Genomic DNA, 19,393 nt, shown 5'->3' on the forward strand with positions numbered 1-19,393 from the left:
GGCCGGGGCGCGGCGCCCGGCGGGCCCGCCCGCGACAGCGCGCCCCGGGCGCGGGGCTGCGGCGTACGCCGGACGGTCCGGTGCCGCCGGTTCCGCGAAGAGGGCCAGGTCGGCCGGGTCCGGCCCGGGGGCCGCCCCGTCGTGGACGGCGACGCTCGCGCAGCCGCAGCTCAGCAGGCCCTTGGCATTCGCCGCCCGTAAGCACACCGGGCAGTGCATGCCGCTGCCCGTACCGCCCGCGGCATCGGTGCTTCCGCTCACCGGTCTCCCACCCCCTGGAAGTCCCATTCCTGGAAAGTCCCCACCCCTGGAAAGTGGCAGCAATTGTGCCCGAACCGGCCGGTCCGCGCGGGCCGGTCGCGCGATCCGGCTCCCAACAGGCCGTTGTGCGCCGCTGACGTGAGGATGGAGTGACCGCCCGGCCGCGGACGGGAGAGGAGCGAAGCGCACATGACGACGGAGCCCGCGTCCGCCGCGGCCCCCGCCCATCCGGGCGGGGAACGTCCGCGGCGTGACGTCCTGCTGTCCATCGGAGCGCTGCTGCTCGGCATGCTGCTGGCGGCGCTCGACCAGACCATCGTCGCCACCGCGCTGCCGACCATCGTCAGCGACCTCGGTGGGCTCGACCATCTCTCGTGGGTGGTCACCGCCTATCTGCTGGCGGCGACGGCGGCCACTCCGCTCTGGGGCAAGCTGGGGGACCTCTACGGGCGGAAGAAGCTGTTCCAGACGGCGATCGGCCTCTTCCTCGTCGGCTCCGTGCTCTGCGGCATCGCCCAGGACATGCCGCAGCTCATCGGCTTCCGGGCGCTCCAGGGCCTCGGCGGCGGCGGGCTGATGACGCTCTCCATGGCGATCGTCGGCGATCTGGTGCCGCCCCGGGAACGGGGCCGCTACCAGGGCCTGTTCGGTGCCGTCTTCGGCGCGACGAGCGTGCTCGGGCCGCTGCTGGGCGGCTTCTTCACCGAACACCTCGACTGGCGCTGGGTGTTCTACATCAACGTGCCCGTCGGCGCCGTCGCGCTCGTGGTCGTCGCGCTGGCGCTGCACATCCCGACGGGACGGCGCTTCCACCGCATCGACTACCTGGGCACCCTGCTCATCGCGGGCGTCGCCATGTGTCTCGTGCTGCTGACCTCGCTGGGCGGCACCAGCTGGCCGTGGCTCTCGTGGCAGACGCTCGGGCTCGCGCTGCTCGCCGCCGTGGCGCTGGCGCTGTTCATCCGGGTGGAGCGGCGGGCGTCCGAACCGGTGCTCCCGCTGGGGCTGTTCCGCAGCCGGACGTTCACGCTGTGCTCGGTCATCGGGTTCGTCGTCGGCTTCGCCATGTTCGGGGCCATGACGTACCTGCCGACCTTCCTCCAGGTCGTGCACGGCATCACGCCCACCATGTCGGGCGTCCACATGCTGCCGATGGTGGCCGGAATGCTGCTGTCCACGACGGTGTCCGGGCAGCTGGTGAGCCACACGGGACGCTGGAAGATCTTCCCCGTCGCGGGGACGGCGGTCACGGCCGGCGGGCTGCTGTTGCTGCACGGCCTGGACACCACCAGCTCGACGCTCGAAATGAGCCTCTGTTTCTTCGTCTTCGGCCTCGGGCTCGGCCTGGTCATGCAGGTGCTGGTGCTGGCCGTGCAGAATGCCGTCGGCTACGAGAACCTCGGCGTCGCCACCTCGGGGGCGAGCTTCTTCCGGTCCATCGGCGCCTCGTTCGGCGTCGCGGTGTTCGGCGCCGTCTTCACCAGCCTGCTGAGCGGCAACCTGGCCTCCGCGCTGCGCGGAGCACAGCTCCCGCCGGGGACGACGCCCGCCACGCTCCAGCAGGACCCGCGCGCGGTCGGCGAGTTGCCCTCGAACGTGCGGGAGGGCGTGCTCGACGCGTACTCCTCGGCCATCACCGACGTCTTCCTCTACGCCGTCCCCGTCGCCCTGGTCGCCTTCGTGCTCGCCCTGTTCCTGCGGGAGCAGCCGCTGCGCGACAGCGTGCGCACCCCGGACGCCAGCGAGACCCTGGCCACGCACCCCGTGGAGCGCTCCTCGGAGGAGGAACTCTCCCGCGCGCTGTCCGTCCTGAGCACCCGCGAGGGACGGCACGACCTGTACGAGCGGATCGGCGAGCGGGCCCGGGTCGACCTGCGGCCGGCGGCCTGCTGGATGCTGCTGCGCATCCGGCACGAGGGCTCGGTGCAGCCCTCGCTGCTGGCCGACCGGACGTGGGTGCCGCGTGACGTGATCACGGCGGGGGCGCGGCAGTTGGAGGAGAAGGGGCTGGCCGAGCGCGAGGGCCTCTCGCTGGTCCTCACCGCCGACGGCCGCGGCGCCGCTGTACGGCTCGGGCAGGCGCGGGAGAACTCCCTGGCCGAGCTGCTGGGTGACTGGTGGACGCCCGAACGCCCCCGGGACCTGACGGAACTGGTGCACGAGTTGAACGAGGAGATCGGCGGTTCGGTGGGCGACTGCCCGCGCGGTGAGCCCGTCGACCACCACCATCCCCGGGTGGGGTGAGCGCGGCTCGCGCCCTCCGCTCGCCGTGAGGATCGGCACACTGTCCGCTTCTCCCGGAAGGCCCGTCGCCGGCCGTGGCGGGATGTGAAGGCCCGGTGTGCAGGCGGAAGTTCGAGAGTCGCGGCACCGGCGCGGCGACAAGTCCGGCTATGGCGGCCTTTGCCGCGCGCTTGACCGGCCGGACGGCGGACGACGTAGGGTCCGGCTTTGGACAGTTGCCGGATATTCGGGCAAGGCCGTGTGAAGACCGCGTGCCAACGCCCAGGGGAGGGGGCCGTGATGACGGCACATCGATGCTGTCCGGAGTGCGGCGCGGAACGGGGCACGGCGGGCGGCGCCGACTGCTCCTGCACCGGCCCCTTCGCGGCCGACCACGTCGACCCCATGCACATACGCCCGTACGTCGACCTGCCGGAGGGCGACGCGTCGGCGGGCGAGCCCGGGCGCACCCAGCCCGACCTGGAGCCCTTCGCGCGCTGCGGCACCAGCGAGACGGCGGAGATGCCCGCCGTCCCCGCCGCCTCCGCAGCGCCCCGCACGGACGAGACCCCCGAGCTGGTACGGGAAGCGGGCGCGCGGGCGCCCCACCACCGGCGCCGGCGACGGCGTACGCCCCTCGCGGTGCTGGCCGCCGTCGGCGTCGTGACGGTGCTCGGGGCGGGGGTGTTCGGCGCCGAGTTCCTCGGGGACGGCGACGAGCGCAGCGTCACCGCCGACGAGGGCCCGCTGCCCGGCGTCCCCAGCGGCGCCCCGACGCACGGGCTGCCGTCCGGCGAGGAGACGCGCAAGGCGCCGGAGAGCGCCTCGCCCTCCGCGGTGCCCTCGCGCACCGCCGAGCCCTCCTCGCCCCGCGCGGACCGGGACAGCAACGCGCACACGGACGAGGGCGTGACCGGCTCCCCGTCGCCTTCCCCCTCGTCGAGCAGGCCCGCCACCGGCTCCGTCTCGCCCTCCGGTTCCTCGGAGGCCGCCGAGGAGGAGGGCGAGGAGCCCGAGCGGCCCGAGGAGCGGCCCGACGGCGGGACGCTCTCGCCCGGGGACTCCGGCGCCGAGGTCGCGGTGCTCCAGCGCCGGCTCAAGCAGGCCGGGTACCTGGCGCCGGACGCGCCCGAGGACGGCCGGTACTCCAGCACCGTCCAGGAGGCCGTCTTCCGCTACCAGGTGGCGAACCGCCTCCGCGAGGACCACCCCGGGGAGTACGGGCCCGAGACCCGGAGCGCGCTGGAGTCGCACACCTCCGGCTGATTCCCGCCGGTCCGGTGACGGATGTCTCCCCGCTCGGCGCCCGCGGTCTTGGCGTGATGCGTCTCCGCTTTGTATCGTGAAGGAACAAAGTGGTTCCGCCCGTGCCCCCACCTGACGCGGGGCGTCCCTGACCGGCGGGCGGGGCCACCTTGCACCCCCGCGCGGGCCGCCCGCGCCGTCCCGCCCCAGTCCCAGGGAGCCGCACACCATGCCGAGTCCGCAGGAGCAGAACCCGCAGGACGTCCCGGCGCCCACCGGACCGCAGACCCTCACCGCGCGCGGACTGCTGCTCGACATGGACGGGACGCTCGTCAACTCCGACGCCGTCGTCGAGCGGATCTGGCGCGCCTGGTGCGCCGAGAACGGCCTGGACGCCGAGGAGGTCCTGCGCGTCGCGCACGGCCGGCAGGGCCACGCGACCATGGCGGCCGTCCTCCCCGGCCGCCCGGACGAGGTCAACCAGGCCGAGAACCGCGCCATGCTGGAGCAGGAGACCCGCGACGTCGACGGCGTCGTGCCCGTGCCGGGCGCGCCCGCCTTCATGGCCGCGATCGAGAACCTGCCGCACGCGCTGGTGACCTCCGCCGACGTCGCCCTCGCCACCGCCCGTATGGCCGCCGCCGGTCTGCGGATGCCGGTGGTGCGGGTCACCGCCGAATGCGTCAGCGCCAGCAAGCCCGACCCCGAGGGCTTCCTCAAGGGCGCCGCCGAACTGGGCTTCGCCCCCGCCGACTGCGTCGCCTTCGAGGACTCCGGGGCCGGGATCGCGGCCGCCCTCGCCGCCGGGATGCGCGTCGTCGGCGTCGGCCCGCGCGCGGCCGAGTACGGCCCGACCGTGCACGTGGACGATCTGGAGCGGCTCCGCGTCGAACCTCTCGCGGACGGCGGGCTGCGCCTCCACCTCGCGGGCTGACCGCACGCGGAAGGGCGGGGCGCACACGGCGTGCGCCCCGCCCTTCCGGCTGCGCGCTCCCGGCCGGGAGCGCGTCAACTCCTCGCGGTTCAGGCGTTCTTCGGGGCCGCCTGCTGGACGACCTCGAAGGACCACAGCGTCGAACCCGTGGCGGCGGGCTTCCGCTTCTCGCCGCCGGCCTCGCCGTCCTTCGGTGCTTCACCGCTTTCCGGACCGGAAGCCTGCGAACCCGAGGCCTGCCCGTGCGAGGCCCGCATGCCGCCCTCCATCCACGCCTGGAAGGACTCCTCGTCCCGCCAGCGGGTGTAGACGAGGTACTGGTCGGTGCCCTCCAGCGGGCGGAGCAGCTCGAACCACTCGAAGCCGTCGGAGTTCTCCACGGCGCCCGCGCGGGCACCGAAGCGCTGCTCCAGCACCTCCCGCTGCTCCTCGGGGACGGTCAGGACGTTGATCTTCACGATGCTCATGGGCCCATCCTCTCGCGGCCCGTTCCGCACCGAATGCCCGCCCCGCGGTGGGGTGCTCCGGGTCAGGCGTAGTCGACGCGGAGTTCCTTGATGCCGTTGAGCCAGGCCGAGCGGAGGCGGCGCGGGTCGTCGCCGGTGAGCCGGATGCCGGGGCAGGCGTCGGCCAGGGCGTTGAAGATCAGGTTGATCTCCATCACGGCGAGGCTCTTGCCGAGGCAGAAGTGCGGTCCGCCGCCGCCGAAGCCGAGGTGGGGGTTCGGGTCGCGGGTGATGTCGAAGCCCTCGGGGGCCTCGAAGACGTCGGGGTCGTTGTTGGCGGAGGAGTAGAAGATGCCGACGCGGTCGCCCTCGCGGATGTGCGCGCCGCCGAGTTCGGTGTCCCGGGTGGCGGTGCGCTGGAAGGAGACGACGGGCGTGCCCCAGCGGACGATCTCCTCGGCGGCCGTCGCGGGGCGTTCGCGTTTGTACAGCTCCCACTGCTCGGGGTGGGTGAGGAAGGCGTGCATGCCGTGGCTGATCGCGTTCCGGGTGGTCTCGTTGCCGGCGACGGCGAGGAGGATGACGAAGAACCCGAACTCGTCGGAGCTCAGGTTCCCTTCGCCCTCCGCCGCGACGAGCTGGCTGACGATGTCCTTGGCCGGGCACTCCTTGCGCGATTCGGCCATCCCCATGGCGTAGCTGATGAGTTCGGCCGCTGACTGGGTGCCGATCTCCTGGGTGATGGCGTACTCGGGGTCGTCGTAGGCCACCATCTTGTTCGACCAGTCGAAGATCTTGGACCGGTCGTCCTGGGGTACGCCGATGAGTTCGGCGATGGCCTGGAGGGGCAGTTCGACGGCGACGTCGGTGACGAAGTCCCCGCTGCCCTCGCGCACGGCGCGGGCGACGATGCGCTCGGCGCGGTCGCGCAGGGTGTCCTCCAGCGCCCGGATGGAGCGCGGGGTGAAGCCGCGCTGGACGATCTGGCGGACCCGGGTGTGTTCGGGCGGGTCCATGTTCAGCATGATGAGTTTCTGGATGTCTATCTGGTCCCGCGTCATGCTCTCGTTGAAGCGGATGATCGCGGTGTTGGTGTGCGAGGAGAAGGTCTCGGGGTGGGTGGAGACCTCCTTGACGTCGGCGTGCCGGGTCACCGCCCAGTAGCCGGTGTCGTCGAAGCCCGCCAGGCCGCGGGGCTGCTCGATCCACCAGACCGGCGCGGTGCCGCGTAGCTGTGCGAACTCCGGTATGGGGACGCGTTCCTGGTAGACGTCGGGGTCGGTGAAGTCGAACCCGTCGGGCAGCGCGGGGCAGGAGGACATCGGCGGCTCCAGTCCATGTCTGACGGCCCATCAGAATCGGCCATGAAGGTAGTAACGGGTTCTACAAGTGGCAAGGGTCATGCCGTCACCTCTTGCGCGTGCGGGGTGCGCGTGACTCGTGCACGGCCCTTGCGCGGCGGGGAGCGGGTTCATCAGACTGTTCCGGGAACTAGAACGCGTACTAGTTCCGCGCCGTTGCCGCCCGGAAGGACGTTCCATGGCCGCAGAACCCGTCATCGTCGAGGCTGTTCGCACCCCCATCGGCAGGCGCGGAGGAGCGCTCGCGACGCTCCATCCCGCGTACCTCCTGGGCGAGACCTACCGTGAACTCCTCGGGCGCACCGGTATGCACGCCGACTGCGTCGAGCAGATCGTCGGCGGGACGGTGACGCACGCGGGCGAGCAGTCCATGAACCCCGCGCGCAACGCGTGGCTGGCGATGGGCCTGCCGTACGAGACGGCGGCGACGACGGTGGACTGCCAGTGCGGTTCCTCGCAGCAGGCCAACCACATGGTCGCCAACATGGTCACCGCCGGCGTCATCGACATCGGGATCGCCTGCGGCGTGGAGGCCATGACGAGGGTGCCGCTCGGCAGCGGCTCCAAGCACGGGCCCGGCAAGCCCTGGCCGGACGAGTGGAACGTCGACCTGCCCAACCAGTTCGAGGCCGCCGAGCGCATCGCCCGTAACCGGGGGCTGACCCGGGAGCGGGTCGACTCGCTCGGGCTGCTGTCGCAGGAGCGGGCCGCCGCCGCGTGGGCGGAGGAGCGCTTCAAGCGGGAGACGTTCGCCGTCCAGGTGCCGACGACGGAGGAGCAGCAGGCCGCGGGCGAGGGTATGTGGCGGCACGTCGAACGGGACGAGGGGCTGCGGGAGACCTCGATGGAGGCGCTCGGCGGGCTCAAGTCCGTCCTCCCCGGGGCGGTGCACACGGCGGGCAACTCCTCGCAGATCTCCGACGGGGCGAGCGCGGTGATGTGGGCGTCCAGGCGGATGGCGCGCGCCTTCAAGCTGAAGCCGCGCGCCCGGATCGTGGCGCAGGCGCTGGTGGGCGCCGACCCGCACTACCACCTGGACGGGCCCGTCGACGCGACCCGCGCGGTGCTGGGGAAGGCCGGCATGTCGCTGAAGGACATCGATCTGGTGGAGATCAACGAGGCGTTCGCCTCCGTGGTGCTCTCCTGGGCGCAGGTCTTCGAGCAGGACCTGGAGAAGGTCAACGTCAACGGCGGCGCCATCGCGCTCGGTCACCCCGTCGGGGCCACCGGTGCGCGGCTCGTCACCACCGCGCTGCACGAACTGGAGCGCCGGGACAAGGAGTTCGCGCTGATCACGATGTGCGCGGGTGGTGCCCTGTCGACGGCGACGATTCTTCAGCGCCTCTGACCCCGTCCGCCGCCCCGTCCGCCGCGGGCGGTACGGCGGGCAGGAACGCGGCCTCGGCGTCGAAGGCGGCCCTGCGGGTGGCGCGGCGCAGGGCACGCAGCACGGTCCCGCCGAGCGTGAGGGTGAGCACCACGGTGAGCACCGCGCGGGGCACGTCCCAGCCGAGGGAGGTGGCGAGTACGTACGCGAGGTAGCGGGTGAGGTTCTCGTGCAGCGGGTCGCCGGGGACGAAGGAGATGCCGGAGCCGAGGCCCGCGATGTACGGCCAGCCCTGGAGGTTCATCACCAGCCCGTACAGCAGCGAGGCGGCCGCCCCGTAGCCGGCCAGCAGCAGCAACTCGCGGCGCCCGCGCAGCCGGTCGGGGCCCGGCAGGAGCCCCGCGCCCATGGACACCCAGCCCATGCTGAGCATCTGGAACGGCAGCCAGGGGCCCACCCCGCCGGTCAGCAGCGCGCCCGCGAACATGGACAGCGAGGCGAGGACGAAGCCGAAACCCGGCCCCAGTACGCGTCCGGCGAGGACCATCAGGAAGAACATCGGCTCCAGTCCGGCCGTGCCCGCGCCGAGCGGGCGGAGCGCCGCTCCGGCGGCGGCGAGCACGCCGAGCATCGCGACGGCCTTCGCGTCGAGTCCGGTGTCCGCCACCGTGGCCGTCGCGACGGCGAGCAGCAGCGGCAGCAGGGCGGCGAACAGCCAGGGCGCGTCCTGCGAATGCGCCAGCCCGGAAGCGGAGTCGGCGAGCAGCGGCCAGCCGAAGCCGACCACGCCGACGAGGCTGACCAGCACCAGCGCCGCCACCGACCGCGGCCCCAGCCGCACCGCACGGACCTGCCGCACGGACTGTTCCGCGCGGCTCATACGGCGCCCCCGTCCGGTTCGGGCAGGCCGGAGGCGGACAGCGCGCCGCGGACCTGGGGGACGGTGAGCCACCGGGCCGGGGCCAGGATCTTGGAGACCTGCGGGGCGAAGGACGGGGACGAGGTCACCACCTCGGCGGTGGGGCCGTCGGCGACGGTCTCGCCCTGGGCCAGGATCACGACGCGGTGGGCCAGTTCGGCGGCCAGCTCCACGTCGTGCGTGGCGAGCAGCACGGCGTGCCCCTCGTCGGCGAGTGAGCGGAGGACCTCCACGAGGCGTGCCTTGGCCGCGTAGTCCAGCCCCCGGGTCGGCTCGTCCAGCAGCAGGACGGGGGGACGTGCGGTGAGGACGACAGCCAGGGCGAGGGTGAGGCGCTGGCCCTCGGAGAGGTCACGCGGGTGCGTGCTGTCGGGCACTCCGGGGAGCAGGGAGGTCACCAGGGCGCGGCAGGTCCCGGGGGTCGCGCCCGCGTCCTCGTCGGCGCCGGCGCACTCGGCCGCGACGGTGTCGGCGTACAGCAGGTCGCGGGGTTCCTGGGGCACCAGGCCGATGTGGTGCAGCAGTTGGCGCGGTTTCGTGCGGGACGGTACGAGGCGGTCGGGGCCCACCGTGACGGAGCCGGACGTCGGACGGTGCATGCCGACGAGGGTGTTCAGGAGCGTCGACTTGCCCGCGCCGTTGCGTCCCATCAGGGCGACGGTCTCGCCCGCGCGGAGGGCGAAGCCGACGTCGCGCAGTGCGGTGACGCGGCCGCGCCGCAGGGTGAGTCCGGTGGTCTCGGCGAGCGGGGTGCCGCGCTCGGGGTGGCCGAGTGGCTCAGCCACTCGGCCACCGGGCCACTGCTCCGGTCCGTCGTTCTCCGCGGGGAGCCGCTCGCGCAGCGGCGCGGCCCTGCGGCGCGCGTCCCGTACGGACAGCGGCAGCGGTGACCAGCCGGCCAGCCGTCCCAGCGAGACCACGGGCGGGCAGACGGGGGAGAGGGCCATCAGGTCCGCCGGGTCGCCGAGTCGGGCGGGCGCGCCGGGGGAGGGCAGCAGCAGGACCTGGTCCGCGTACTGCACCACGCGCTCCAGCCGGTGCTCCGCCATCAGCACGGTGGTGCCCAAGTCGTGCACCAGGCGCTGGAGTACGGCCAGGACCTCCTCGGCCGCCGCCGGGTCCAGCGCCGAGGTCGGCTCGTCGAGCACCAGGACGCGGGGGTGCGGGGTGAGGACGGAGCCGATCGCGACGCGCTGCTGCTGTCCGCCGGAGAGCGTGTCGATCGGGCGGTCGCGCAGCTCGACCAGGCCGAGCAGGTCGAGGGTCTCCTCGACGCGGCGCCGCATGGTGGGCGCGGGGAGCCCCAAGGACTCCATCCCGTAGGCGAGTTCGTCCTCGACGGTGTCCGTCACGAAGTGCGCGAGCGGGTCCTGGCCGACGGTGCCGACCAGGTCGGCCATCTCACGGGGCTTGTGCGTCCTGGTGTCACGCCCGGCCACGGTCACCCGGCCGTGCAGCGTGCCGCCGGTGAAGTGCGGCACGAGCCCGGAGACGGCGCCCAGCAGAGTCGACTTGCCGACTCCGGACGGGCCGACCAGCAGGGCCAGTTCGCCCTCCGGAATCTCCAGGTCCACGGCGCGGAGGGTCGGTTCGGCCATGCCCTCGTAGCTGACCGAGACCTGCTCGAAGCGGATCACTGCACGGTCTCCTGTCCGTACGGGGTGTGCTCTCGATGCGGGACGGAGGGCGCCGTTCCGGCCCGGGGCCGGACGGTGCGCGTCGCGCGGCCGCGCGGGCCGTCGTCCCAAGTCCCGCCGTCACCGGCCTCGTTCGCTCCGTCCGCGTCCTGCCCGGACCCGCCGCTCGCCGCCGACACCGCCGGCACCGGGGCCACGAACGCGGGCAGCAGCCCGAGCAGCACGCCCGCGGCGGGCAGCAGCGGGAGGGCGGGGAGGGACAGCGGGACGGCGGGCGGCCGCAGCGCCGCCGCGTACGGGCCGTCCGCCCAGAACAGCACCCCGGCGACGGCCACCCCGGAGGCGGTGACCAGCCAGGCGCGCGGCCCCCAGCGGTCCGGCCGGTAGCGGGTGCGGATGCTGCGCCTGCCGCCGAGCCACAGCCCGGCCAGCGCGAGGGCCAGCCCGCACAGCAGCAACGGCAGCCCGTACGCGGCGCCTTCGGCGGCCAGCAGCGCGTACGTGCCGACGCACACCCCGAGCAGCCCGCCGAGCGTGAGCGCCGTGGTGGTGTGCCGTACGGCGGGCGGTACGCGGGCGGTGCGGCCGTAGCCGCGCGCGTCCATGGCGGCGGCGAGCGCGACGGAGCGTTCCAGCGCACCTTCCAGCACGGGCACACCGACCCGCAGCAGCGCGCCCAGGCCCTTGTCCTCCCGGCCGCGTAGCCGCCGCGCGGCACGGCGCCGCTGCACGTCGGCGACGAGGTTCGGCGCGAAGGTCATCGCGACGACGACGGCGACCCCCGCCTCGTACAGCGCGCCCGGCAGCGACTTCAGCAGCCGCGCGGGGCTGGCGAGGGCGTTCGCCGCGCCCACGCAGATCAGCAGGGTGGCGAGTTTCAGCCCGTCGTACAGCGCGAAGACCAGCCCTTCCGCCGTGACCCGGCCGCCGATGCGCACGCCCTGTGCCCAGTCGGGGAGCGGGACTTCGGGCAGCGTGACGAGCACGTGCGTGCCGGGCACCGCGCTGCCGAGGAAGAACGCGAACACCAGACGGATGCCCAGCACCAGCAGCCCGAGCTTCAGAAAGGCCCCGTACGACCTGGCCCAGGGCGCGTCCGTACGCCGGGCCGCGACGACGTACCCGGCGACGGCCACCAGCAGGAGCAGCAGCAGCGGGTTCGTCGTGCGGGACGCGGCGGTGGCGAGCCCGAGCGCCCACAGCCACCACGCGCCGGCGTGCAGCGCCGTGCCGCGCGCGGCCTGCGGCGCACGCACGCGTGCGGTCACCCGGGACATGGGGACGGTCACCGGCGGCGGCGGGCCTGCCACGCCGCCCCGGCGCCGAGCAGGGCGACGGCCGCGACGCCGATGCCGACGCCCACACCGGTCGGCAGCCCACCGCCGTCCGCCTCGGACCCGTCCCGCTTCCGCGTCTCGCTCGCCCGCCCGTCGTCCTCCTTGCCGGAGACCTGCTCGCCGCAGCCGCGTTCCGGGTAGCCCTCGACGGCGCACAGCAGCGCGTCGGAGCTGTAGCGCAGCGGTTCGGCCGTCGCGGCGAGCGCGTCGGCGGCGGTCGCGTCCTCCTCGACGAGGGCGCAGCCGGAGCGGGCCTCGGGCGGCTTCTCGCCGCGCGGCGCGTCCTTCGCGGTGCCGAAGTCGATCCGGACGGCGACGCGTTTGTGCCCCTGCTTTCCCTGGGTGCCGTCGCAGACGGCGGCGAAGTCGGCCTCGCCGCGTGGCTTCGCCGCGCTCCCGGAGTCCTCGCTCAGGGCGAACCGGAAGCCGAGGACGTCACCGTCCTCGGGGCGCAGGGTGGCCGGACCCTGCGTGGCGTACGACCACTTCTCGCCGTCCGGCCGCTCCCAGAACGACCAGTAGCGGTAGCCGCGGTCCGCGGCGTGCGCAGGGGAGAGTGCGCCGCCGAGCAGCACGGTGAGCGTGGCGCACAGGGCGGCGAGCAGGACGGTCGCGGTGCGGCGTTTCGGAACGGCGGTGGGCACGGGCGGGTTCACTTGTCCTGCTTCTTGCGGCGGCCGCTCAGCAGGAAGCCGATGCCGGCCCCCGCCGCGAGCCCGGCCGCGATCATGGACCACATGGCGACCGAGTTGCCGCTGTCGTCCCCGCTCTTCTCCTCGGCCCCGGTGTCGTCCGACGGCTGCTCGCCCTGCTGCCCGCTGGGCATCTCGGCGGGCTCCGGCCCGGTGGCGTTCAGCCGCCGCAGCAGGTCCGTGCCGCCGTCGCCGGTGGCCGGGTTCTGGCCGACGGCGTGCCGGGCGAGCATCACGGAACCGATCGCGGCGGGGTCCTTCTCGGACTTGTCCCACGTGCCGAGGTTCTTCTCCAGCCAGGCCAGCGTGTAGTCGGCCTCGCTGCGGTGCCCGCCGGCGGCCAGCGCGAGCACGGTGTCGGCGGTGTTCCCGTAGTCCGGTTCCTTCTCGGCGCCCAGCATCACGGACATGAGGTGGCCCTCGTTCTTCTTCACGACGGACGCGAGGTACGAGGCGCCCGCGTCGGCCGACTCGGTACGGCTCCGGTCCTGCTCGCTCCTGTCGCCCTTCGGCCCGTTGCCGCAGTCCAGCGGCCTGACCGGCTCGCTGCCGCCGTTGCCGTCCAGCGGCTTCTCCAGCAGCAGGCCCTGCCCGGTGCCGGCGAGGGCCGCCGCCGCGCTGGCGTCGTCGTTGGGGGACAGGCCGCCGTCCTTGTCCGGCTGGTACGCGAACGCGCCGCGCTCGCCGGGCTCCGCGTCGCACCCGAGCTGGAACGACTCCAGCGCCTCGTACGGCGACTTGCCGTCCTTGCGCACGTCCTGCGGCTTCTGCCCGGCGGCGGAGAGGGCGCCGATGACGACGGAGACGGAGTTCGCGTCGGACGGGCTGCCGGAGTTGTAGCCCCAGCCGCCGTCCTCGTTCTGCGCCGAACGGAGCCACTCCACGGACTTCTTCACCGCGTCGTCCCGGCCGCCCACCGCCGCCAGGGCCTGCACGGCGGCGCCGGTGGCGTTGGTGTCGGCCGGGGTCTTCCCGGCGTCGCACCCGGCGTCCGGGTCGGCCCGGTACGCGGCGAAGGAGCCGTCCTCGCACTGCTGTCCGGCGAGCCAGTCGACCGCCTCCGGCGCCGGGGTCGCGCCCGCCGCCTCCAGCGCCAGCAGGGCGACGGACTGCCGCCACACGCCGTCGTACTTCGGGTCGGCCGTGCCGTACAGGCCGTCCGGCAGCTCGTCCCCGCCCGGCCTGTCCGCGGTGGCGTGCGCCGCCGGCGCCGTTCCCGGGGCGGCGGAGGCCGCTGGTACCGCGGCCGTGCAGAGCGCGGTGGCGGCGGCGAGTACCGCCGCGCTGCGGCGCAGGAGCATGACGTTGCCTTTCGGTGTGAGCGGCCTTCGGACGGGACGCCGTGCACGGCCGCGCCCCCGCACGCGTTCGCCGCCGCGCGGGTGCCACACCGGGCCCGGCTCCGTATACCTCGACGGTGCCTGGAGCAGCCGCCCCACCGCACGGCGGGCGACGGCTCCGGGAGCCTGGCCTCCGTCCCGGCGCTCCGGCTCGCGTGCCCGGGCCCGTACGCGCCGACTGGTGCGCACGGTCCGCGGGTCCGCTCACGGTTGCGGGTCAGCGCCGGATTCGCACCGGCTTCTCCCGGACGGAGGCGTTGTCTGTCCCGTCCACTCTAGCCGCGCGCCCCCGGGCCCGGCGGTGCGGTCCCGCCCGGGCAGAGGGGCCCGGGGCCGTCACGTGGCTTGGTAGCGCACCGGGTCGGTGTCCGGTACGGCCTCGGCCTGGCCGAGCTTCACCAGCCGCCGCAGATGGGCCTCCGCCTCGGACAGTGCGATGGTGCGCGAGGACGCGGGGATCTGCTCCCAGGGACGGTTCCACTCCATGGCCCGCGCCGTCTCCCACAGCGTGCGGGGCCGGCCGGTGAGCAGGGCGCGGAGCGCCGCGAGCCGGGCCGCGTGGTGCTCCAGCAGTTCGGCGACCCGCCCCGTGGCGTCGGCGAAGGCGTACTGGTGGGCGGGCAGCACCTCGGCCGGACGGAGCGCGGCGATCCGTTCCAGGGAGGCGAGGTAGTCGCCAAGGGGGTCCCCCCGGCCGGAGGTTGGGGGAGGGGCGCCCTGGTGGGGGCCCGGGTCGTCCTCCGGGTCCTCGTAGAGGCCGATGTGCGGGGTGATGCCGGGGAGCAGATGGTCGCCGGAGAACAGCCGCCCGAAGCCGCCGCGTCCGTCCTCCAGGGCGTCTGTGACGGTGGCCGAGGCCGGGTGCCGCTCCTCCAGGTGGAGACAGACGTGGCCGGGGGTGTGGCCCGGCGTCCACACCGCGCGCAGCCGCCGCCCCGGCAGTCCCGGCAGGAGCTCGCCCGGGACGATGTCGCGGTCCGGCAGGGCCGCCCTGCTGCCGGGGAGGGGCTGTGCGCGGCCGCCGGAGCGGGCCGCGCGGAGCGGCGCGAGGTGCTCCTCGGGTGCTCCTGCCGCAGTGAGCTTTCCGGTCAAGTGGTCCAGCCACTGGGCCGGTTGGACCTCGCGGGTGCGCCGTACGACCTCGCTGTCAGCCGGGTGCATGGCGATCCAGGCGCCGGAGGTCTCCCGTACGCGGGCCGACAGGCCGTGGTGGTCGGGATGGTGGTGGGTGACGAGGACGCCGGTGATCTCGGCCGGCGAGGTGCCGCAGGCGGTGAGGCCGGCGGCGAGCGTGTCCCAGGAGCCGGGGTCGTCCCAGCCGGTGTCGATCAGGACGGGCCCCGCGTCGGTGTCCAGGACGTGCACCAGGGTGTGGCCGAGCGGGTTGTCGGGGATGGGGACGGGGATGCTCCACACCCCGCCGCCGTGGTCGGTCACCTGCGGGGTGTTCGTCATGCGGGCCTCCTCGTCGGCGCATCCATTGCCCACTATAACGAGAACTGGTTACAGTTCTGATGCGTCGTCAGCAACCCGGCCCCGACGGTACAACCCGCGCCGGTACGCACGGGGTTGGGAAGGAAGCGACGCACCAGGGCCGCACCCGGCACACCGGTGACGCGGAGCGCCAGGCACCGCGGGCCGTACTTCGCAGACGCGGGAGAGGCAGGGCCACGATGAGCGACCTCATCGAGCACGGACAGCTCTACATCGGCGGCAGGATGACCGACCCGGCCGGCACCGGGACCATCGACGTCGTGTCACCGCACAGCGAGCGGACGATCGGACGCACCCCGCACGCCTCGCACGAGGACGTCGACCGCGCCGTCGCCGCCGCGCGCCGCTCGTTCGACTCCGGCGCCTGGGCGGACGCCCCGCTCGCCGACCGCATCGAGGTCGTCACCCGCATCAAGGACGCCGTCGCGGCGCGCAGCGACGAACTCGCCCGGCTCATCGGCGCGCAGAACGGCACCCCCGTCACCGCCGGGGTCATGGTGCAGTCCCTCGCCGCGATGATGGCCTGGGACAGTGCCATCGCCGTCGCCCGCGACTTCACCTTCGAGGAGGAGCGCGCCGGAGCCCTGGGCTCGCTCCTGGTGCGCCGCGAGCCGGTCGGCGTGGTCGCCGCCGTGGTGCCGTGGAACGTCCCGCAGTTCACCGCGGCGGCCAAGCTCGCGCCCGCGCTCCTCGCCGGGTGCTCCGTCGTCCTCAAGACCGCGCCCGAGACGCCGCTGGACGCCTACGTCCTCGCCGACATCGCCACCGAGGCGGGGCTGCCCGAGGGCGTGCTGTCGATCCTCCCGGCCGGACGCGACGTCAGCGAGTACCTCGTCGGGCACCCCGGCGTCGACAAGGTCTCCTTCACCGGGTCCGTCGCCGCGGGCAAGCGCGTGATGGAGGTCGCCTCCCGCAATCTCACCCGCGTCACCCTGGAGTTGGGCGGCAAATCGGCCGCCGTCATCCTCCCGGACGCCGACCTGGACGCCGCCGTCGCGGGCATCACCCCGTTCGCGTGGATGATCAACGGCCAGGCGTGCGTGGCCCAGACGCGCATCCTCACCCCGCGCAGCCACTACGACGAGATCGCCGAACGCTTCGCCGCGGCCGCCACCGGGCTCGCCGTCGGCGACCCGATGGACCCGGCCACCGAGGTCGGTCCGCTCGTCGCGCGCCGCCAGCAGCAGCGCTCGCTGGACTACATCGCGCTCGGGCAGCGGGAGGGGGCCAAACTCCTCGTCGGCGGCGGCAAACCGGCCTCCCAGAACACCGGCTGGTACGTCGAACCGACCCTCTTCGGCGACGTGAGCAACAGCATGCGCATCGCCCGCGAGGAGATCTTCGGCCCCGTCATCTGCCTCGTCCCCTACGACGACGAGGCCGACGCGCTGCGCATCGCCAACGACTCCGAGTACGGCCTCTCCGGCAGCGTCTGGACGGCCGACCCGGCGCACGGCACCGAGTTCGCGCGCCGGGTGCGCACCGGCACCTACTCCGTGAACACCTTCAGCATCGACATGCTCGGACCGTTCGGCGGCTACAAGAACTCCGGCATCGGGCGGGAGTTCGGCCCCGAGGGCTTCGGTGAGTACCTGGAGCACAAGATGATCCACCTCCCGGCGGAGGGCTGAACTGTGGAGCGGGAACGGACGGATGACGAGGCCGAGGGCGGTTCCGGGCGCTGGACGGTCGAGGTCGACCACGGGCTGTGCATCGGTTCCGGCCTGTGCGTCAGCACCGCACCGGACGCCTTCCAGCTGAACAGCGCCCGCCAGGCCCGCCCCCTGGCCACCCGGAGGGACGCGGACGACGGCGTCCTCTCGGCCGCCGAGGGCTGCCCGGCCGAGGCCATCCTCATCACCCTCACCGCCACCGACGAACCGGTCTTCCCGCCCGACGAGTGACCAACTCCCGGCAGGGAAAAGGGGGATGGGCCCGAGCCGCCAACTGCTCGGGCCCGTCGGACGGCTCAGGCCTGGCCGGTGGCGAAGTGGCTGATCCGGCCGTCGGTGACGGTGAACCTCCAGGCGGTGCGCATCGCGCCCCAGGTGTCGTTGCGGTACAGGGCGACCAGCGAGCGGCCGCCGTCCCCCTCCGACTCGACGTCCATGTGGCCGCCGGAGGAGAAGATCTCCCGTTCCGTCCAGTCGCCGAGGTCCCGCTCGGTTCCGTCGTCGGACATGGTCGCGCCGGGGGCGAGCGTCGCCTGGAAGGCGGACCTGTCACCCGAGTTGACGGCGGTGACGAAGGCGCGGACGGCCGGATCGCTGAGCTTTTCGGTGTCGATCACGAGGTCCTCACGTTCGGGTGCGTACGTACCGGGGCTGCGTGCGCGACCCAGACAAGCACCTCGGCGGCGCCCCGCGGACGACCGTCACCCGTTCGTCGGCGCAGGCCGAGCCGGTGGGAAACGCACTGGCGGGAGCCGTGGGGAGCGGGGCATGCTGTGCCGCATGTCCGTGCACATCCGTGAGGCCGAAGCCGCCGACTGGCCCGCCGTCTGGCCCGTCTTCCGTACCATCGCCGCCGCAGGCGACACCTACACCTACCCGGTGGACATGCCCGAGGAGGAGGCCCGCGCCCTGTGGATGGCGCCCCCTCCCACGCGCACCGTCATCGCCCAGGACGAGGACGGGACGGTGCTCGGCACGGCCCGGATGACCCGCAACCACATGGGCCCCGGCTCCCATGTGGCGGGCGCGAGCTACATGGTGGACCCGGCACACGCGGGCAAGGGCGTCGGCCGGGCCCTGTGCGAGCACTCCCTCGACTGGGCCCGCTCCTCCGGCTACCGCATCATGCAGTTCAACGCGGTCGTCGAGACCAACACCCACGCCATCCGCCTCTACGAACACCTCGGCTTCCAGACCCTCGGCACCCTCCCCGAGGGCTTCCACCACCCGACCGAGGGCTACGTGGGGCTCCGGGTCATGTACTGCGTTCTCTGAGCCGCGCACGCTCCCGACGGGGGCGCCCCGGGCCCGGGACGCCCCTCACGGAACAGCCCCCTACGACCGGAACGGCCCCGTGATCTCGTAGGTGACGCCGTCGGTGTCGGCCCCGGTGGGACCGCGCTGGCTGGAGAAGTAGAGGCGGGTGCCGTCGGGGGAGAAGGCGGGGCCGGTGATCTCGGATTCCTCGTGGCCGGTGACGCGGACGAAGGGGGCGATGACGTCGTCGGGGGTGATGACGCAGATCTCCATGTTGCCGCCGTCCTCGGCGACGAAGAGGTCGCCGGAGGTGCTGCCGGTGACGTTGTCGACGCCGGTCAGCGGGGCGTCGCCGGCGTCCACCAGGTCGTCGTCGTAGGCGAGTTCGATGGTGTCGTCGGCGCAGTTGAGCTGCCAGACGCGGTTGTCGCCCTTGGTGGTGAACCAGCAGGTGTGGTTCGCGTAGTAGCAGCCCTCGCCGCCGTCGAAGTGCTTGGCGGCGTCCACCTGGTGGCGGGTCCGGCCGTCGCCGCCCGTCGGGTCGGGCACCTCCGTCCAGCCGACCTTGCCCTCGGTGCCCTCGCCCATGGTGAGCACCTCCAGGGTGCCGGCAGAGAGGTCGCCCCAACTGGTGGGCCGGAAACGGTAGAAGCAGCCGTCGGACTCGTCCTCGGTGAGGTAGACGACCTTGCGCTCGGGGTCGGCCGCGGCGGCCTCGTGCTTGAAGCGGCCCATGGCGTCGCGGCGTACGGCGTCCTTCGCGCCCCAGGGGTCGGTCTCGAAGACGTAGCCGCGGTCGACCTCCTCGCAGGAGAGCCAGGTGTGCCACGGGGTGCTGCCGCCCGCGCAGTTGTTGCGGGTGCCGTCGAGCACCCGGTGCGCGCCGGTGATGCCGCCGTCCGCGCCGAACCGGACGGCGCCCGCGCCGCCGGGCGTGACCTCGGAGTTGGACACGTAGATCCAGCCGCCGTCGTCCGTGGCGTAGCAGGCGCCGCCGTCGGGGGCGGGGTGCCAGGTGTAGTCGGTACCGGTGACCTTGCCGCCGGTTCTGGCGATCACCCGGCTGGTGAAGCCCTTCGGCAGCTGGACGCCGTTGGCGTCGGCGGCGCCGAGCGCACCGTACGGGCCGGCGCCGGGCTGGGCCGGTGCGGCGGCGGCGGCCGTGCGCCAGAGCGTGCCGCCGAAGGCGGCGGCCGAACCGGCGAGCACGGCGCCACGGAGGAAGAATCGACGTTCCACGGTGTCTC

General features: G+C 73.7%; 17 protein-coding genes, 1 pseudogene and 1 riboswitch. Of the genes and pseudogenes, 7 read left to right on the plus strand and 11 right to left on the minus strand.

The genetic code is table 11. The features are described from left to right. Positions 1 to 261 (minus strand): annotated as a pseudogene (locus tag HCC30_RS28295) (hypothetical protein); the annotation flags it as partial. A gap of 189 nt (positions 262 to 450) precedes the next feature. Here HCC30_RS28295 and HCC30_RS23025 point away from each other — a divergent pair. The 3 genes from HCC30_RS23025 (at position 451) to HCC30_RS23035 (ending at position 4,663) form a co-directional block, all read left to right on the plus strand. Continuing rightward, positions 451 to 2,505, plus strand: coding sequence for an MFS transporter (locus tag HCC30_RS23025; RefSeq protein ID WP_169444663.1), 2,055 nt, complete (start codon positions 451 to 453; stop codon positions 2,503 to 2,505). A 279-nt stretch (positions 2,506 to 2,784) separates the two neighbouring features. Next, positions 2,785 to 3,750, plus strand: coding sequence for a peptidoglycan-binding domain-containing protein (locus HCC30_RS23030; protein WP_169444664.1), 966 nt, complete (start codon positions 2,785 to 2,787; stop codon positions 3,748 to 3,750). Between the two features lie 208 nt (positions 3,751 to 3,958). Beyond that, positions 3,959 to 4,663, plus strand: coding sequence for an HAD-IA family hydrolase (locus tag HCC30_RS23035; RefSeq protein ID WP_169444665.1), 705 nt, complete (start codon positions 3,959 to 3,961; stop codon positions 4,661 to 4,663). Between the two features lie 89 nt (positions 4,664 to 4,752). Here the strand turns inward: HCC30_RS23035 and HCC30_RS23040 are convergent, their stop codons facing one another. After that, positions 4,753 to 5,130 carry an antibiotic biosynthesis monooxygenase gene (locus HCC30_RS23040; protein WP_169444666.1) on the minus strand — a complete coding sequence of 126 codons (378 nt, stop codon included), beginning with the start codon at positions 5,128 to 5,130 and terminating at the stop codon, positions 4,753 to 4,755. Between the two features lie 62 nt (positions 5,131 to 5,192). Continuing rightward, the gene (locus HCC30_RS23045) at positions 5,193 to 6,431 is read right to left on the minus strand and encodes a cytochrome P450 (RefSeq protein ID WP_169444667.1); all 1,239 of its coding nucleotides are present in this window, start codon (positions 6,429 to 6,431) and stop codon (positions 5,193 to 5,195) included. Between the two features lie 217 nt (positions 6,432 to 6,648). On the opposite strand from HCC30_RS23045, the gene HCC30_RS23050 reads away from it, so the two are divergent. After that, on the plus strand, positions 6,649 to 7,818 hold the full coding sequence (locus HCC30_RS23050) for a steroid 3-ketoacyl-CoA thiolase (RefSeq protein ID WP_169444668.1): 1,170 nt from the start codon (positions 6,649 to 6,651) through the stop codon (positions 7,816 to 7,818). Here the strand turns inward: HCC30_RS23050 and HCC30_RS23055 are convergent. The 6 genes from HCC30_RS23055 to HCC30_RS23080 form a co-directional block, all read right to left on the minus strand. Beyond that, positions 7,763 to 8,677 carry an ECF transporter S component gene (locus HCC30_RS23055; protein ID WP_169444669.1) on the minus strand — a complete coding sequence of 305 codons (915 nt, stop codon included), beginning with the start codon at positions 8,675 to 8,677 and terminating at the stop codon, positions 7,763 to 7,765. The two genes, HCC30_RS23050 and HCC30_RS23055, sit on opposite strands and share 56 nt — an antisense overlap. Beyond that, positions 8,674 to 10,353, minus strand: a complete 1,680-nt coding sequence (locus tag HCC30_RS23060; RefSeq protein ID WP_169444670.1) for an ABC transporter ATP-binding protein — start codon at positions 10,351 to 10,353, stop codon at positions 8,674 to 8,676. Before HCC30_RS23060 ends, HCC30_RS23055 begins: the two co-directional genes overlap by 4 nt. After that, the gene (locus tag HCC30_RS23065) at positions 10,350 to 11,630 is read right to left on the minus strand and encodes a CbiQ family ECF transporter T component (protein WP_169444671.1); all 1,281 of its coding nucleotides are present in this window, start codon (positions 11,628 to 11,630) and stop codon (positions 10,350 to 10,352) included. Before HCC30_RS23065 ends, HCC30_RS23060 begins: the two co-directional genes overlap by 4 nt. Positions 11,631 to 11,638: 8 nt before the next feature. Continuing rightward, positions 11,639 to 12,346, minus strand: a complete 708-nt coding sequence (locus HCC30_RS23070) for an SCO2322 family protein (RefSeq protein ID WP_346776767.1) — start codon at positions 12,344 to 12,346, stop codon at positions 11,639 to 11,641. Next, complete coding sequence (locus HCC30_RS23075) at positions 12,343 to 13,683, minus strand: prenyltransferase/squalene oxidase repeat-containing protein (RefSeq protein ID WP_169444672.1); 1,341 nt, start codon at positions 13,681 to 13,683, stop codon at positions 12,343 to 12,345. Before HCC30_RS23075 ends, HCC30_RS23070 begins: the two co-directional genes overlap by 4 nt. 184 nt (positions 13,684 to 13,867) lie before the next feature. Then, positions 13,868 to 13,961, minus strand: a riboswitch (cobalamin riboswitch). A 97-nt stretch (positions 13,962 to 14,058) separates the two neighbouring features. Beyond that, positions 14,059 to 15,177 carry an MBL fold metallo-hydrolase gene (locus HCC30_RS23080; RefSeq protein ID WP_169444673.1) on the minus strand — a complete coding sequence of 373 codons (1,119 nt, stop codon included), beginning with the start codon at positions 15,175 to 15,177 and terminating at the stop codon, positions 14,059 to 14,061. A gap of 218 nt (positions 15,178 to 15,395) precedes the next feature. Here HCC30_RS23080 and HCC30_RS23085 point away from each other — a divergent pair, with 218 nt between their 5' ends. Beyond that, positions 15,396 to 16,847 (plus strand): aldehyde dehydrogenase, encoded by a 1,452-nt coding sequence (locus HCC30_RS23085; RefSeq protein WP_169444674.1) that lies wholly within the window; start codon positions 15,396 to 15,398, stop codon positions 16,845 to 16,847. A 3-nt stretch (positions 16,848 to 16,850) separates the two neighbouring features. Next, a complete protein-coding gene (locus HCC30_RS23090; RefSeq protein WP_169444675.1) occupies positions 16,851 to 17,120 on the plus strand; it encodes a ferredoxin in 270 nt (89 codons plus the stop codon). A 65-nt stretch (positions 17,121 to 17,185) separates the two neighbouring features. Here the strand turns inward: HCC30_RS23090 and HCC30_RS23095 are convergent, their stop codons facing one another. Next, entirely contained in the window at positions 17,186 to 17,506 is a 321-nt protein-coding gene (locus HCC30_RS23095) for a nuclear transport factor 2 family protein (RefSeq protein ID WP_169444676.1), read from the minus strand. A 169-nt stretch (positions 17,507 to 17,675) separates the two neighbouring features. Here HCC30_RS23095 and HCC30_RS23100 point away from each other — a divergent pair, with 169 nt between their 5' ends. Further along, positions 17,676 to 18,164 carry a GNAT family N-acetyltransferase gene (locus HCC30_RS23100; RefSeq protein WP_169444777.1) on the plus strand — a complete coding sequence of 163 codons (489 nt, stop codon included), beginning with the start codon at positions 17,676 to 17,678 and terminating at the stop codon, positions 18,162 to 18,164. Between the two features lie 60 nt (positions 18,165 to 18,224). Here the strand turns inward: HCC30_RS23100 and HCC30_RS23105 are convergent, their stop codons facing one another. Next, the gene (locus HCC30_RS23105; RefSeq protein WP_169444677.1) at positions 18,225 to 19,385 is read right to left on the minus strand and encodes an alkaline phosphatase PhoX; all 1,161 of its coding nucleotides are present in this window, start codon (positions 19,383 to 19,385) and stop codon (positions 18,225 to 18,227) included. Positions 19,386 to 19,393 lie beyond the last annotated feature (8 nt).

It is taken from the genome of Streptomyces sp. HNM0574, assembly GCF_012726235.1.
Classification (GTDB): domain Bacteria; phylum Actinomycetota; class Actinomycetes; order Streptomycetales; family Streptomycetaceae; genus Streptomyces.

Excerpts from the sequence above, each read along its gene's own strand:
- HCC30_RS23050 (WP_169444668.1), top strand. The coding sequence starts at position 6,649 with ATGGCCGCAGAACCCGTCATCGTCGAGGCTGTTCGCACCCCCATCGGC.
- HCC30_RS23030 (WP_169444664.1), top strand. The coding sequence starts at position 2,785 with ATGACGGCACATCGATGCTGTCCGGAGTGCGGCGCGGAACGGGGCACG.
- HCC30_RS23080 (WP_169444673.1), bottom strand. The coding sequence starts at position 15,177 with ATGACGAACACCCCGCAGGTGACCGACCACGGCGGCGGGGTGTGGAGC.
- HCC30_RS23055 (WP_169444669.1), bottom strand. The coding sequence starts at position 8,677 with ATGAGCCGCGCGGAACAGTCCGTGCGGCAGGTCCGTGCGGTGCGGCTG.
- HCC30_RS23065 (WP_169444671.1), bottom strand. The coding sequence starts at position 11,630 with ATGTCCCGGGTGACCGCACGCGTGCGTGCGCCGCAGGCCGCGCGCGGC.
- HCC30_RS23040 (WP_169444666.1), bottom strand. The coding sequence starts at position 5,130 with ATGAGCATCGTGAAGATCAACGTCCTGACCGTCCCCGAGGAGCAGCGG.
- HCC30_RS23085 (WP_169444674.1), top strand. The coding sequence starts at position 15,396 with ATGAGCGACCTCATCGAGCACGGACAGCTCTACATCGGCGGCAGGATG.
- HCC30_RS23025 (WP_169444663.1), top strand. The coding sequence starts at position 451 with ATGACGACGGAGCCCGCGTCCGCCGCGGCCCCCGCCCATCCGGGCGGG.
- HCC30_RS23045 (WP_169444667.1), bottom strand. The coding sequence starts at position 6,431 with ATGTCCTCCTGCCCCGCGCTGCCCGACGGGTTCGACTTCACCGACCCC.
- HCC30_RS23035 (WP_169444665.1), top strand. The coding sequence starts at position 3,959 with ATGCCGAGTCCGCAGGAGCAGAACCCGCAGGACGTCCCGGCGCCCACC.
- HCC30_RS23075 (WP_169444672.1), bottom strand. The coding sequence starts at position 13,683 with ATGCTCCTGCGCCGCAGCGCGGCGGTACTCGCCGCCGCCACCGCGCTC.